Annotated in this window: 13 protein-coding genes and 1 tRNA gene; 11 read left to right on the top strand and 3 right to left on the bottom strand. The window is 66.4% G+C overall.

What is annotated here, in order from left to right:
* The first annotated feature begins 37 nt into the window (after positions 1-37).
* The 11 genes from IEY68_RS08055 to IEY68_RS08005 all read left to right on the top strand — a co-directional run bounded on the left by IEY68_RS08055 (position 38) and on the right by IEY68_RS08005 (position 12,876).
* Positions 38-853 (top strand): UTRA domain-containing protein, encoded by an 816-nt coding sequence (locus IEY68_RS08055; RefSeq protein ID WP_062996518.1) that lies wholly within the window; start codon positions 38-40, stop codon positions 851-853.
* 46 nt (positions 854-899) lie between these two features.
* Positions 900-1,568: a flavin reductase family protein gene (locus IEY68_RS08050; protein WP_189094125.1), complete on the top strand. Its 669-nt coding sequence runs from the start codon at positions 900-902 to the stop codon at positions 1,566-1,568.
* Between the two features lie 242 nt (positions 1,569-1,810).
* Positions 1,811-2,728, top strand: a complete 918-nt coding sequence (locus tag IEY68_RS08045; RefSeq protein WP_062996522.1) for an ABC transporter permease — start codon at positions 1,811-1,813, stop codon at positions 2,726-2,728.
* The gene (locus IEY68_RS08040; RefSeq protein ID WP_062996524.1) at positions 2,725-3,585 is read left to right on the top strand and encodes an ABC transporter permease; all 861 of its coding nucleotides are present in this window, start codon (positions 2,725-2,727) and stop codon (positions 3,583-3,585) included. Before IEY68_RS08045 ends, IEY68_RS08040 begins: the two co-directional genes overlap by 4 nt.
* Positions 3,582-5,243, top strand: a complete 1,662-nt coding sequence (locus tag IEY68_RS08035) for an ABC transporter ATP-binding protein (RefSeq protein ID WP_062996526.1) — start codon at positions 3,582-3,584, stop codon at positions 5,241-5,243. Before IEY68_RS08040 ends, IEY68_RS08035 begins: the two co-directional genes overlap by 4 nt.
* Positions 5,240-6,772 carry an ABC transporter substrate-binding protein gene (locus tag IEY68_RS08030; protein WP_189094124.1) on the top strand — a complete coding sequence of 511 codons (1,533 nt, stop codon included), beginning with the start codon at positions 5,240-5,242 and terminating at the stop codon, positions 6,770-6,772. Before IEY68_RS08035 ends, IEY68_RS08030 begins: the two co-directional genes overlap by 4 nt.
* A 277-nt stretch (positions 6,773-7,049) precedes the next feature.
* On the top strand, positions 7,050-8,363 hold the full coding sequence (locus IEY68_RS08025; protein WP_062996530.1) for an NtaA/DmoA family FMN-dependent monooxygenase: 1,314 nt from the start codon (positions 7,050-7,052) through the stop codon (positions 8,361-8,363).
* 53 nt (positions 8,364-8,416) lie between these two features.
* On the top strand, positions 8,417-9,727 hold the full coding sequence (locus IEY68_RS08020) for an NtaA/DmoA family FMN-dependent monooxygenase (protein ID WP_063916204.1): 1,311 nt from the start codon (positions 8,417-8,419) through the stop codon (positions 9,725-9,727).
* Complete coding sequence (locus tag IEY68_RS08015; RefSeq protein ID WP_062996532.1) at positions 9,727-10,542, top strand: alpha/beta fold hydrolase; 816 nt, start codon at positions 9,727-9,729, stop codon at positions 10,540-10,542. Before IEY68_RS08020 ends, IEY68_RS08015 begins: the two co-directional genes overlap by 1 nt.
* Before the next feature lie 56 nt (positions 10,543-10,598).
* Positions 10,599-12,041, top strand: coding sequence for an MFS transporter (locus tag IEY68_RS08010; protein ID WP_062996534.1), 1,443 nt, complete (start codon positions 10,599-10,601; stop codon positions 12,039-12,041).
* Entirely contained in the window at positions 12,013-12,876 is an 864-nt protein-coding gene (locus IEY68_RS08005) for an alpha/beta fold hydrolase (protein WP_229718658.1), read from the top strand. Before IEY68_RS08010 ends, IEY68_RS08005 begins: the two co-directional genes overlap by 29 nt.
* Before the next feature lie 150 nt (positions 12,877-13,026).
* Here the strand turns inward: IEY68_RS08005 and IEY68_RS08000 are convergent.
* The 3 genes from IEY68_RS08000 to IEY68_RS07990 form a co-directional block, all read right to left on the bottom strand.
* Positions 13,027-13,100: transfer RNA gene (locus IEY68_RS08000), tRNA-Asn, on the bottom strand.
* A gap of 279 nt (positions 13,101-13,379) precedes the next feature.
* Positions 13,380-14,114, bottom strand: a complete 735-nt coding sequence (locus IEY68_RS07995) for a DUF7873 family protein (protein WP_062996798.1) — start codon at positions 14,112-14,114, stop codon at positions 13,380-13,382.
* Between the two features lie 117 nt (positions 14,115-14,231).
* The gene (locus IEY68_RS07990) at positions 14,232-14,978 is read right to left on the bottom strand and encodes a histidine phosphatase family protein (RefSeq protein WP_062996538.1); all 747 of its coding nucleotides are present in this window, start codon (positions 14,976-14,978) and stop codon (positions 14,232-14,234) included.
* Positions 14,979-15,018: the final 40 nt, after the last annotated feature.

Raw genomic sequence — 15,018 nt, 5'->3', positions numbered from 1 at the left:
GCGGTCGGCGTATGGCAACCCACGAAAGGGGACCGTCATGACCGTGTCGTCGCACGACGAACTCACCGAGGCGCTCGGGCGTGCTCGTGCGGGCAGCAGCAAACGGGTCCGGGAACTGCTCCAGTCGTCCCCGCGCCGGGCGCATGTACTGCTCCGGGCCGGAATACGGCGGCACCTGCTGACCGATCGCGACGCATTCGCGGAAGAGAATCTCGTCATGTCCCTGATGATGACGCGGAACTCGATCCGGTCCGCGCTGCAGATGCTGGGCAGTGAAGGGCTCATCCAACGTCGTCAGAAGGTCGGTACCCGGGTCGTCGCCGCCATCTCCGAACTCCCGCTCCTCGAAATGCTCCCGGTCGGCACCTGGCGATCCTCCACCGGCGGGGTCGACCATCCCTCCCTGGGTGTCGAACTCGAACACGTCGAACGGACCACTGTCCTCGCCGACGGATACCTCCGTGCCCGCCTCGAACTCGACGATTTCCGGGTCGTCCTGCAGGAGGATCTCGTGCGCCGGGGTGGTGAGGTGATCGGCATCATCGTCGGCTATCACCGGCCCGGGGCCCCGGACCCCCGCGGAGACCTCGAGACCCAGCTGTCCGAGCTGCGCGCGATGTCGGAGTCGCATATCGAGGCGACGGTCGAAGCGGTCAACTGTGACGAGCGGACGGCCAAGGTGCTCGGCGTCGAACCGGGCTCGGCGCTGCTGGTGCGCGAAACCCTCGTCCGCGACGCCACGGGCCGTCCTCGCATGCTGGCCTACGGACACTATCGCGGCGATCGCGTCGCGCTCTGGGCCCGTGACGACAGCGTGCGCGCTATGCACCAGGTCGTGGACGAATCCCACTGAGATCCACCCGCGGGGCGGGTCTGTCGCGCTGAGCTAGGAGTGAGTCATGTACCTCGACATGTCTTCGGACCGGGTCGATTTCACCTGGATGATCAAGAATGCCGTGGTGCCCCGCCCGATCGCCTGGGTGAGCACTGTTTCGGCCACGGGTGTGGGGAATCTCGCACCGTACAGCTACTTCGCGCTGGTCACGATGGACCCGCCGATGCTGATGGTGTCGTTCACCGGTCGGAAGGACACGCTGGACAATATCCGTGAGACGGGCGATTTCGTCGTCAATCTCGTCACCGAGGGATCGGCCGGCACACAAACCGATACCGCCGCGGTCGTCCCACCGGAGATCGACGAGGCCGAGCTGCTCGGATTGCGCACCGTAGCGGGAACAGCGGTCCGGGCGCCCCGTCTGGCGGGGGCCAAGGCCGCCCTCGAGTGCCGGGCGGTCGAGGAGAAGGCCATGCCCGGGACCACGTTGGTATTCGCCGAGGTCGTCGCGATCCATGTCGACGATGGCGTGCTCGACGAGCGGGGGCGTATCGATATCGCCGCCTACCGTCCGGTGGGCCGACTGGGTGGTGCGCTGTACACAACTGTCGCCGAGTCGTACCGGATTCCGGTTCCCGCCGCGGCCGATGTCCTGGCCGGGAAGCGGTCGGTAGAACTGGCCGGAAGTCACGCCGATCGCACCACCGGAGTACCGGTGACCGACCTTCGATGAACATTGGATCGAAATCGTCCACACCGGCGTAGGCGAATACCGGCGGAAGCCACTGAAAAGACCAGGTCAGGTCGTACGAAACCGAATCGGTTTCGGCGAAATCAAAACATGACGGCTCGGACCAGCTCGCGAAACAGCCGCCGGATGGAATCTCTACGGGTCGTATCACGACCCGGCACACCCGCCCATCGTTCGCGTGGGGTGCCGAACCAACCCGAGACATGTGAACAGGAGGGTCTCTGGTGCCCCGATATCTGGCTCGCCGGATCGTGCAGAGCCTCGTGACGATCTTCGGTGTCGTCACGGTCGCGTTCTTCTTGGTCAGGCTCTCCGGTAACCCCGCGGCGCTGCTGCTGGGGCCCGACGCCTCCGCCGCGGACGTCGACGAACTCTCGAAGACATTGGGCTTCGACGATCCGCTGGTGGTGCAGTACGGCCGATTCCTCGGTGACGCCGTCACGGGCGATCTGGGAATGTCGCTGAAACAGAACATCCCGAGCCTGGACCTCGTCGCACAGCGGTTGCCGGCGACCCTGGAACTCGCGTCGACCGGCTTCGTCCTCGGTATCGCGGCGGCCTTCGCCGTCGTGATGATCCTCCAGTACACCGACTCCGCGCGGCTGCGTGCGGCCGTGCTGTGGTTCGCCAGTGCGCGCCAGGCGATCCCGTCGTTCTGGCTCGGCGTCATGCTGGTCATGGTGTTCGCGGTGACACTGCGCATGTTCCCGGCGCTGGGCAACAACAGTCCGCTGTCCATCGTGCTCCCGGCGATCACCATCGCCACACTCGAATGCGCGCTGTACATCAGGCTGCTCGATACCGCATTCGTCGAACAGCGGAGCGCCGATTATGTACGCACCGCGTATGCGAAAGGTCAGCGGCGCGGGGTAGTCCTGTTGCGGCATATGCTCCCCAACGCGGTGCTGCCGGTCATCACGGTGGCCGGTATCAACCTGGGCGTTCTGCTGGGTGGCTCCATCGTCGTGGAACTGGTGTTCAACTGGCCCGGTATCGGCCAGTTGCTGATCCAGTCCATCGCCGGGCGCGACTACACGGTGGTGCAGACCTCGATTCTGGTGATCGCCCTCTTCTTCGTCGTGGTCAACCTGGCGGTCGACCTCCTGTACTCGGTCATCGACCCGCGAGTGAGGCTGAAATGACTTCTGTAGCCATCGGATCACGTCCCGACGCCCGGCGCCGCCGGATCGATCCCAGCGTGGCGATCGCCGTCACCATGCTCACGGTGGTCCTGCTCGTGGTCGTCGTCACCCCGATCCTGCCCTCCTACGATCCGACCGGACAGGATCTGCAGAACCGTTTCCTGCCGATGCTGGCCGATCCGGCGCATCCGCTCGGCACCGACGATCTCGGCCGGGACACGCTGTCGCGGCTCGCGGTCGCCGGATGTATGTGCCTGCTGGTCGCGGTGCCCGCGGTACTCATCAGCGTGGTGCTAGGTGTGCTCCTCGGGTTGTGCGCCGGCTACTTCGGTGGCCGGCTCGACAACATCATCTCGGCTATCTCCGATATCCAGCTGGCCATGCCGGTGATGCTGCTGCTGATCGCGATCGTCTCGGCGCTCGGGCCGTCGATCCCCGTTCTCGTCATCGTGATCGGACTCGCCAATTGGGTCGGGTACGCCCGTGTCTCGCGTGCCACGGCGTGGTCGCTGCGTGAACGCGAATTCATCTGGGCGCCGAAAACCCACGGGGCGGGCACCGCCTGGATCCTGCGGCGGCACCTGCTCCCCAACGCGCTGCCCACCGTATTGATCATGATCCCGTTCGATGTCGGCACCATCGTGCTCTACGAGGCGGCCATGTCGTATCTGGGGCTCGGGATCCAGGCACCCACACCCAGCCTCGGCGGGATGATCCGGGACGGTCAGTCGTTCCTGCGCTCCGAGCCGATGCTCACCGTTGTCCCCGGCGTGCTGCTCTTCATGCTCATCGCCGGTCTCCAATTCCTCAGCAAACGACTGACGAGCGCCGAGACGCCGGAAAAGAGTGACCGATGACCCGACAACAAGTGATCAGTGTTCGTGACCTGGTGATCGAAGCCGGACCCGCCCACGCGCCGAACCGGCTGGTGGACGGCGTCTCGTTCGATATCCATCCCGGCGAAGCGGTCGCACTGGTGGGCGAATCCGGATCCGGCAAGTCGATGACCGTGCTGGCCGCCATGGGCCTGCTGCCACGCGGAGTGCGAGTCACCGGTGGCAGCGTGCGGCTCGGGGACCTCGACCTGCTGACAGCGGACGACAGGTCCCTACGGGCCGTGCGGGGCGCCGATCTCGCCATGGTCTTCCAGGATCCGATGATGTCGCTGAATCCGGTGATGCGTGTCTACACGCAGATGGCCGAGATGATCGGACTGCATGCCGGTGGTCTCACCAAGGACGAGGTCCGGTCCCGGTGCCTCGAATTGCTCGAGTCGGTGCATATGCCCGATCCCGAACGCACACTGCGGTCCTATCCCCATGAGCTCTCGGGCGGCCAGCGGCAGCGGGTGATGATCGCCATGGCGATGGCCCACGATCCGCGCATGCTCATCGCCGACGAACCGACCACCGCGCTCGATGTCACGGTGCAGGCACAGGTGATGAGGGTGATGCAGGAGGTGCGTGAACGGGTCGGCTCCTCGCTCGTCCTGGTCACCCACGATCTCGGCCTGGTCGCCGAGAACGCCGACCGGGTACTGGTCATGTACCGCGGCAAGCTGGTGGAACAGGGAACTACGCTCGAGATCTTCCGGAGTCCGCGCGAGGAATACACGCGCCGGCTCCTGTCCGCGGTGCTCGCACTGGGCGACGGGCGCGTAGCCGGCAAGGCCGCGCCGTTACCCGATACGAAACGGAGCCGGCCCGTCGTCGACGTCGAAGACGTCCACGTGCACTATCCGATCCGGAACTCGTGGCGCTCGAAACCGGAACAGTTCCGGGCGGTGGACGGTGTGACCCTGCGTCTGGACAAAGGCGTCACCATCGGCCTGGTGGGCGAATCGGGCTGCGGGAAGAGCACCTTGGTGAAGACGATCCTGGGTATCCAGAAGCCCACGTCGGGGGCGGTGTATGTGCACGGACGGGACGTCACCAGGTTGTCCGATCGCGCCCGACGGCCGTTGCGCCGCGCGGTCCAGGCCGTGTTCCAGGACCCGTACTCCAGTCTCGACCCACGGCTGACCGTGCACGAGATAGTCGCCGAACCGCTGCGTATCGACAAATGCTATTCGCCGGCGCGCGTCGCGGAAGTTCTCGACCAGGTGGGCCTGACCACGGCGATGGCGCGGCGGCGTCCCGCGGAGTTCTCGGGTGGCCAGCGTCAGCGGATCGGTATCGCCCGAGCCCTGGCCCTGCGCCCCGAGGCGCTGATCCTCGACGAGCCGACATCGGCGCTCGATGTCTCCATCCAGGCCCAGGTCCTCGACCTACTGCGCGACCTGCAACGAGAGCTGGGGCTGGCGTATCTGTTCGTCTCCCACGATCTCGCAGTGGTGCGCAGCCTCGCCGACGAGGTGGCGGTGATGCGGCGGGGCCGCTTCGTCGAATACGGTCCCGCCGAACAGGTATTCGGCGACCCGCAGCACGAGTACACGCGGATGCTGCTGGATTCGGCGCCGGTACCCGACCCGTCGCGCCGGGCCGTTCGCCGCGCCGACGAGGTGGCGGTGGCATGAGCCGGCTTCCTGCGATGCGCGCGGCCCGCGGACGCGCTACCGCTGCGGTCGCCGCCCTGGTGGCGGGCGCTCTCGTCCTCGCCGGCTGCGCCGGTCCCACGGGCGCGGAGACGGATTCGATCACCGTCGCCCAGCCCATGGACCTGAAATCGCCAGATCCGGTGGTCGACAACAGTCTGTACTCGACGAATATCTTCCGGTCGGTCTTCGATCAGCTGAACGAGGTCATGCCGGACGGAAGTCTGGCACCTCGTCTCGCCACCGGATGGACGGCGTCCGGCGACGGTGGGGTGTGGACTTTCCCGCTGCGCCGGGACGCCGTATTCCACGACGGCACACCCGTGACCGCCGCCGATGTCGTCTTCAGTTTCCGGGCCGTGATGGACAACCCGAGATCGCTCAACCGGATCTACACGAACAACATCGCGAGTGTCGGGACCGGCGCGAACGGCGAGGTGGTGTTCACCTTGAAGAAGGCGGACGCGGCGTTCCCGCGGATGGCCTACTACATCTCGGTCGTGCCGGAGCAGTACTACCGGCGGGTCGGATCGAAAGGGTTCGCCGATCGGCCGATCGGTTCCGGCCCGTACCGGTTCGTGAGCTGGACGCCCGGTGTGTCGGTCGAGCTGGCTTCCTATCCGCGGTACTGGGGCGGTGAACCGTCGATCGGCCATGTCACCGTCCTGCCGGTCGCCGATCCGGAAGCACGGATCAACGGCCTGCTCGCCGGTGATATCGACCTGACATCGCTCACACCCGCGCAGATCAGCGCGGTCCGGGGCGCGGCCGAACCGGTGGAGAAGCAGGCGAACCAGCTCGTGTACCTGTCGGGTAACGCCGAGGCCGGTGGGCCGCTGGCGGATCAGAAGCTGCGCAATGCGATCAGTATGGCCATCGACCGCGAGACGATCATCGATACCGTGCTCTACGGGTACGGTGCCGTAGCCAGTGGATCGGCCGTCGCCCCCGATGTCGAGGGTTACGACGGCACACTCGCGCCACTCGATCACGATCTCGCGACGGCCGAGCGGCTGGTGGCCGAGAGCGGATACCGCGGCACCGCGATTCCGCTGGATTATCCCACCGACGGCAATGTTCCGATGTCGAGTCAGCTCGCCCAGGCGGTGGCCGCGCAACTCTCCCGGATCGGCATCGACATCGAACTGCGGGGGTCGGATGCGGCGAGTTTCGATCTCAAATGGACCACCCACCAGTTCCGGGGTCTATATCTCTCGCAGTTCTCGCCGTCGATGATGGATGCCTCCACCACGTTGAACTATCTGTTCGGCCCCACCGGGAACGCCCTGTTCTCCGACCCGGATATCGATGCGCTGATCGTGCGGGCCGGAACAACGGTGGACCAGCGGCAGCGGCGGGCGGTGATATCGGAGATCTGGGCGTTGAACCAGCAACGATCCTGGGTCGTCAATCTCGACTACACCGTATCGACCTACGGCAAGACCATCGGCCTGCAGTGGCAGCCCCGCGCCGATGGTCATGTGGACTGGCGGACCGCGTCCTGGCAGTGACCGCGTATCTCCGCGGATCGGGTCCGTAACGGCGAATTGCCGTTACGGACCCGCTGTGTGATCCGGCGCGGCCGCCGCAAGCGGCGAATTGACTTGTGGCATAGCGATTGCCCCAGATCAGCGGCCTTTTTACGAATGTTCCGTACGCGAAAAGAAATCCTTACCGCTCAGGCCTTCGGCCGAAATCACCTCGGCGTCGAATGGAGGAGCCGACCGAGACGCGCGGGCGCCGGGGAGCGATCCGCGACAGTCCATCCATATCCGAAGGAGAATTCCGATGGCCGACCCGTTCCATCTCGCCTGGTTCACGCCCTTCAAGACGCCGGCGTGGAAGAGCCCCTGGGCCGCCGGCACCGCCACCGAATGGCTCAACGGCGACTACTACATCGATATGGCCCGCGCCCTGGAACGCGCCGGATTCGATTTCATGATGTTCGAGGACTCCACTCTCGTCTCCGATACCTACGGGGGCAGCCAGGACAACGATCTCAAACACGGGCTGCACTCGCCGAAGGGCGATCCGGTTCCGCTGCTGCCGATCCTGGCCCAGCATACGAAGCACATGGGTTTCATCGCGACCATGTCCACCTCGTTCTACCCGCCGTTCATCCTCGCCCGCACCATGGCGACCATGGACCATCTGACCCGCGGTCGCGTCGGGTGGAATGTCGTGACCTCCTCGGAGAACCTCGCGGCACAGAACTACGGAATCGAGAAACTGCTCGAACACGACGAGCGCTATGTGATGGCCGAGGAGTTCATCACCGTGGTGAAGGGGCTGTGGGATTCCTGGGAGCCGGGCGCGATCATCGCCGACCGCGAGACCGGAGTTCTGGTCGATCCCACCAAGGTCCATCCCATCCACCACAAAGGCAAGTACTTCGATGTGCGTGGCCCGCTGAACCTTCCGCCCGGGCCGCAGGGCCACCCGGTGATCTGTCAGGCGGGCGGATCACCCGCCGGGCGCGACTTCGCGTCGAAACACGCGAACGTGCTGCTGTGCCAGCCGTCGGGCCTGGACGAGATGAAGGAATACCGCGACGATATCCGGGCCCGTGCCGCCGCTCACGGGCGCAATCCCGACGACATCAAGGTCATGTACATCATTCAGCCGGTGCTCGGCGAGACCGCCCAGGAAGCGAAGGAGCTCGCGGCCCGCCGCGACGAGCTGACACAGGACCAGATCGAGACCCAGCTGGGAATCATGTCGATCACCACCGAGGTCGACTTCGCGCAGTTCGACCTGGATTCCCCACTGCCCGAGGACATCCACACCAACGGTCACGCGTCGAGCCTGAAATCACTGGTCAAGGCCGCCGCCGGGAGAACCCTGCGCGAGGCCCTGCTCGGGCGTACGAATCCGGCCGTACCGCTGGTCGGCACCCCCGACTCGGTGGCCGCACAACTGGAAGAGGTCGCCGACGCCGTCGGCGGTGACGGATTCCTGGTGCGCGGCGAGCCCGTGCGCACACACTCGCGGCGCTACGTAGACGAGATCGCCTCGGGTCTGGCGCCGGCGCTGCGCCGGCGCGGCCTGATCCGCAGCGCCTACGACAAGCCGACCTTCAAGGCGAATCTGTCGGCCTTCTGACCACCCAGTCGTCGGACCGATCCGGTGGGGCCGGTCCAGCAAGGAGTTTCCCCATGACCAAGCCGTTCCATCTGGGCTGGTTCCTCAACGGCACCAGTGTGCCGGCCTGGAACAGGCCGTTCAGCGGTTCGATCGGCACCCAGTGGCAGCACGCCGAGATCTTCGCCGACCTGGCGCGTGCGATGGAGCGCGCCTGCTTCGACTACGTCCTGATCGAGGACAACACCTTCGTCGGTGATACCTACGGGGATTCGATGGAGGTCTACCTGAAGTACGCCTTCCAGGCTCCCCGGCAGGACCCGATGATCGTGGCGACCCTGCTGGCACAGGCCACCGAGCGCCTCGGGATCATCGCCACAGCAGGCACTTTCGCCTACCACCCGTACATGCTGGCACGGCTCGCCGCCACGCTCGATCAGGTCTCGCGGGGGCGGATGGGCGTCAACTTCGTCACCGGGACATCGGATCGTGCTCTGCAGAACTACGGATATCCCGGAATGGACGAGCACGACAGCCGCTACGACATCGCCGAGGATTTCGTCACGGCGACCAAGGCGCTGTGGGACACCTGGGACGGTGACGCGGTGGTCGCCGACCACCGGAGCGGGTACTGGGCCGACCATACGAAGGTTCGTCGTGCCGACCACGCGGGGCCGTACTTCTCGACACGTGGACCGCTCAACACCGGCCCGATGCCGCAGGGCCGGCCGGTCATCGCCCAGGCGGGCGGCTCCCCGCGGGGAATCGCCTTCGCGGCGAAGCATGCCGATACGATCGTCGCCATCCAGCCGACCGCGGAGAAGATGCGGGACTATCGCGAGCGCGTCCGGGGGGCGGCCATCGACGCGGGACGCAAACCCGACGAGATCAAGGTGCTGTTCGGTATCGGTCCTATCGTCGCCGGCACCGAGCGTGAGGCGCAGGAGCGGATCGAGCAGCGCAGAGCGGAGATGGCGGCGAATATCGAGGTGGAGCTGGCCAAGATGGCGAAATCCACCGATATCGATTTCGCGGAGGTGCCGCTCGACGAGCCGCTCGGGGAGCTGGCGCTGAACACCAACGGCACGCAGCAGTTCGCCGAATTCGCCCGCCGCAATGCGGACCGGACCCTGCGTGAGGCGGTGCTCGGTCGCGGTATCGGCAACGGGGCCATGGTGGCCGGCACTCCGGAGTCGGTAGCCGACCAGCTGGCGGAGATCATGGAAATGGTGGGTGGCGACGGTTTCCTGATCTGCTCCGACGGTGTCACCCGGCGTTTCATCGCCGAGATCTGCGACGGCTTGGTACCGGAGTTGCAGCGGCGGGGGCTCACCCGCGATCGCTACTCCTTCGCGCAGCTTCGTGACAATCTGCTGGAGTTCTGATGCGCGGATACGTCGATACCGAATGGGGCCAGCTGCACTACCGCAACGCCGGGCCGGAAATCGGAGCGGCCCGCGCAGTCGTCGTGCTGCTGCACGAATCACCCAGATCGTCGGCGGTCTATGAGCCGGTCCTGGACAGACTGGGGGAGAAGGTCGCGGTATACGCCTTCGACACCCCGGGATTCGGAGCCAGCGATTCCGCGTCCGAGGGCGCGGCGCTGGCCGACTATGCGCGTATCCTCGTCCAGGCGCTCGACGCGCTGGGTGTGGGCCCGTTCGTGCCCGTGGGTATGAAAACCGGGAGTTCGCTGGCCACCGCCGTCGCCACCACGCTGCGTGGTACCGGGCGAGTCGACCGGATGGTCCTGTACGGGTTGTCGGATCCGGCGACGAGGAACAGCGAGTACTGGGCCCGGAATTGGGCGCCGGCGCTCGAGGTGACCGCGGACGGGGCCATCTTCGACGAACTCTGGCGTAAGAACACCGGTATCTACGGCACCGGTTGTCCCGCCCAGATCGCCGGGTGCGTGGCCGAGACGGTGCTCAACCTGGAGCGGTACAACTCGATATACCCAGCCGTCTTCCGAGGTCACCAGCAGACCTGGGACGATAATCTGACCCTGATCCGCGACGGTGTCGCGGTCACGGTACTGGAACCCACCGAAGCGCGGATGACCCCGGACGCACCGATCGAATTCGTCCACGTTCCCGGCACCCGGGTCGTGCGAATGCCGGTGAACGGGCAGTTCGCGGTGCGGGCTCCGCGGGCCTTCACCGCTGCTGTGCTCGACGCGGTGCTCGCCGTGCGGACATGATCCGCGCGAAACCGCCGACAGCGACCGGAAGAGCTAGGACGAGTTCGCTACGACCGGTGCTGGCGCCGCTTTCCGGGCTGATGTCGGCACAGTTCGCGTCCGGGCTTTCCGCGACGGTCGTCGCCACCGCGGTGCCCACCGTCGTCACCGATCTCGCGGCGCCTGCGTCGGTATCGACCTGGCTCATCGCCGCGACCATCCTGGGCAATACCGCGAGTGCCGCGATCTGGGGCCGGCTGTGCGATCTGCTGGCCCGCCGGACGGTTCTCGTCGCCGCGATCACGGTCTTCGTCACCGGTTCGGTGCTGGCGGTGCTCGCTCCACAGATCTGGGTGCTGCTGATCGCTCGTGCCGTCCAGGGGATCGGCCTGGGCGGGATCGGATCGACGGTGCTGGTGGTGGCCGCGGGGCTGGTGGCACCGCGCGACCGCGGCCGGGTCAACGGACTGCTGCAGAGCACCATGACGACGGCGATGGTGCTGGGGCCGCTGGTCGGCGGTGCCGTTGTGGAGTGGGCGGGGTGGCGTTGGTGTTTCGCCGTATCGGTCCCGTTCGCGGTGGCCTCGATCGTCCTCGTCGGAATCTGGTTGCGCGAAGTCCCCAGAATCCGGCTGGAGACGACGGAGACCGATTATCTCGGGGCGGTGCTGGCGGCGACCGGTCTTCCGGCCTGCTTGATCTCACTGACGCTGGCCACCAGCGGGGCAGTGCTGTGGGCTGCCGGATTCGCGGCCTTCGGCATCGCCGCACTGGGGATGTTCGTCCGGTCGCAGACGCGGATCCGAGATCCGCTGGTGCCGGTGCGCCTGCTCCGGCACCGGACTCTCGCTCTCACGACGGTCGCCGCATTGTGCTTCGGATCGACGCTTTTCGGCGGGACGGTTTTCGCTACGCAGTACCTGCAGTGGGGCCTGGGGTTCGGTCCGGCCGTCGCCGGACTGCTGCTCGCGCCGATGGCGGTGGGCACGATCGCCGCTTCCTGGGTCGCCGGTCGCTCGATCAGTCTCTCCGGACATCTGCGGCCCGTACTCGTGACGACAGGAGTGCTGCTGCTGGCGGGAAATATCGCGATGGCTCTCGCGAACATTGCGCCGGTCGTCCTGGCCCTCGCCGGATCGCTGTTGATTTCGGCCGGTACCGGGCTGGGATTGCCGAATCTCGTGCTGGCGGGCCAGACCCTCGCGCCACCGGATCGGATCGGGTCGGTGTCGTCGATGATCTCGCTCGTGTTCACCCTCGGCGGGACCGTCGGCCTGGTCGGCTACGGCGCGGCGCTCGACCTTCGGGTGACCGCACTTCTGGCCGGTGGTGCGTCGAGTCGTGCGGCGTACGCCCACGGGCTCCCGGTCGTCTTCCTCCTCGCCGCGGCGGTGGTGACGGCCGGGCTCCTCGCCGTGACGCGATTGCCTCCGGTCACCGTCGACCCTTCACCAGGCGTGGCGGGTGAGCCGCCATCGGTGGAAACCGAGTGTGTACGAACTGATCGAAAGGACCGATGAGATGCGCGGATACGCCGATACCGACTGGGGGCAGGTGCACTATCGCCGATCCGGCCCACCGCCTCCGGATACGAATGCGGTGGTGCTACTGCACGAATCGCCGAGGTCGTCGCTGGTGTACGAGCCGATCATGGATGAACTCGGGAAACGGGTGCCGGTCTTCGCGTTCGACACTCCGGGATTCGGGCTCAGCGATTCCGCACCGGCGGGTGCCACCATGGCCGATTACGGCCGGATCCTGATCCAGGCGATGGACGCACTCGGGATCGACGGCTTCGTACCGGTCGGAATGAAGACCGGTGGTTTCCTCGCCACCGAGATCGCGCGCCTGCTGCTGGACACCGGTCGTGTGCAGCGTGCGGTCCTCTACGCGCTCGAAGAACCGGATGCCGAGGTATGCGAGTACTGGGCGGCCAACTGGGCGCCCGACCTCGAGGTGACCGCGGACGGTGCGATCTTCCGGCAGCTGTGGCAGAAGAACGTGGGTATCTACGGAAGCGATTCACCGCGGGAGCTGTCGCTGTGCGTCGCCGAGGTCGTGGGGAATATCGAACGCTACAACTCGATCTATCCGGCCGTGTTCCGTCATATGCCGCAGTCGTGGCTGGATACGCACGCGCTGGTCGACGCGGGGATCGAGCTCACCTTTCTCGAACCGCCGAGCGGGCGGATGACCCCCGATGTCCCGGTGGTCTTCACCCGGATCCCCGGTACACGGGTGATCGAGATGCCCGTCAGCGGGCAGTTTCCCGCACGCGCGCCACAACAGTTCATCGACGCGGTGCTGAGTGCCGTCCTACCGGATGCGCACATCGTTCGAGCGGCCCGCGGCTGAGCGTGCCGGAACCGGGGACCGGCGTTCCGCTCATCGCCGCCGGGTGATTTCGGGTGTCGGTGCCCAGCGCGGGGTACCCCGTCGGTGCTCGCCCGAGACGGTGCCACGGACAGGCGGAGGGGCCGGGAATACCCTTCCCGGCCCCTCCTGAACAACGAGTGGGATTCGAACCCACTACCGTCGGATTAACAGTCCGATGCTCTACCAGATGAGCTACCGTGTGCCCCACCTGTGATCGCCGATCCGCGGATACGAGTCATCATGAGTAACCCCGCGCGTTGCCTTTACGCTACAGCGGCAGGGAGAGCCGCCACCGGGAATCGAACCCGGATCTCGGGGGTGCGTCGCAGCATATCCGCACGCCGAGCGATCGATGGAGTTGTAGAGCTTGGAGCGAGAAGCTGAATCTATCGGCAGGCCCTGGCAGCGCCCGCACGGGTGAGCTTGAACTTCAGTTTCAGATTGTGCTCCATCCCCCCTCGCAGGGGGAGTTCGTGTCCCGGCTAACCGAACAGGTAGCCGAGAATGGCGTGACCGGGCTCGATATCGCTCACCGGCGCCGCGTTCGCCGTTTCACGGGCGATACGTACCGCGTCGAGCAGTTTGCCGAGCCGATCGGTGAGGTCGCCGACCTCCTTCGCGGGCAGCGCACCGGAGAACTTCGTGGTGGTCCAGCGGCCCACCACCACATCCTCGTGGTACACCTCCACCTGCGCCGGGTGCTTATCGGTGGCCGCGGCCAGTACGTGGTTACGCGGCACTTTCTTGGTCCGCACGGTCTGCGACGGCTGGGTGGCGTAGCAGTCGGTGACATTGTCGAACGACCACGATTCGGCCGGATCCAGAGTCGGCAGCTTGGCGACGAACTTCTTCAGTTCGCTCAGCTGCTTCTCCAGGAACAACAGGTAGGTGACCGGCAGCTCGCGGGCGATGGTGACGCCGTCGACCGTGATATCGGCCTTCGCCGAGCAGTTGGCGGTGTCCTTCGTAGCTGTCACGTCGAACAACCGGGTCAGCGTGCGCTTCACATCGGCGATCACCTCGCCCGCCCGCACCTGGACCCGCTTGGACTCCGCCGGCAACTCCTCGCCCATATCGTCCAGCGGCCGATAGGTGCGCGAAATACCCGACAGCAGATCGGCCTTGCCCACGCGCTGGTAGGCCGCGGTCACATCGGCGGTCGCCTGTGCCTTCGCGCCCTTCTCGATGGCGATGAGCTGATTCAGCTTGGTGGACACGGGTTTTCCCTCCTTCGGCCACCTCGTCGCGACCGGGATCACCGTAACCGCACGAGGCCGGAGTACGCCACCGAAATATCCACTGCGCCCCGGGGCCACCGCGGGCCTACGCGCCGGTCATCCGTGGGGGAGGTGGTCGCGACGGTCGTAGTACAGCAGGCGATAGTCGTCCCGCTCCCGCGTCCATGCCGTGATCGAGGCGTTTCCGGCCAGGCCGCCCGCGGCGACGGCGAGAGTTCCGGTGTCGTCGAGATTTTCGAGCAGGCGGCGTAACAGCAGGATCACCGCGTCGTGGGCGACGATGAGCACCCGGCGATGCCGGGTGTCGCGGGCGATACGGTCGACCACCCCGGTCAGGCGGGTCGCGACGTCGCGGAAGGATTCGCCGCCGGGTGGCCGGTAGCCGAGCGGATCGGCCTGTTCGGCCGCGTACTGCTCGGGGTAGCGCTGCCGCACCTCCTCGGCGGGGATATGGGACAGAGTGCCCCGGAATCGGTCGTGCAGGTGCGGCTCGGTCTGCAGGCAGGGCACCGCGACACCCGCGGCTCGTAGTTCCGCTTCCGCGAACTGCCAGGTGGCGACAGTCCGCCGGTACGGCGAGCACAGCACGATATCCGGGAGGTGCCCCGAGGGCAGCGCGGCGATCCATCGTCCGAGGGCGGACGCCTGCCGCGCACCGAGCTCGGTGAGTTCGATGACCATATCGTCGGCTTCGGCGGCGGTCGCGGGACGGAGACCGGCATTGACGGTGCTCTGGCCGTGCCGGACGGCGTAGAGCAGGCGCGGGCTCGGGTCCGCGCGATGTGTGCAGGGTTGTGCGCGCGGGCCCGGGGGCTCGGGGGCGCCGGGTGGATAGGTACTCATACCCACAGGACGTTTCGGAAGGCGTCCGGGTTCCCTGCGG

Source organism: Nocardia jinanensis (assembly GCF_014645735.1).
GTDB lineage: Bacteria > Actinomycetota > Actinomycetes > Mycobacteriales > Mycobacteriaceae > Nocardia > Nocardia jinanensis.
Note: the sequence above shows the minus strand (reverse complement) of the source record. Positions and strands in the feature narration are given on the sequence as shown.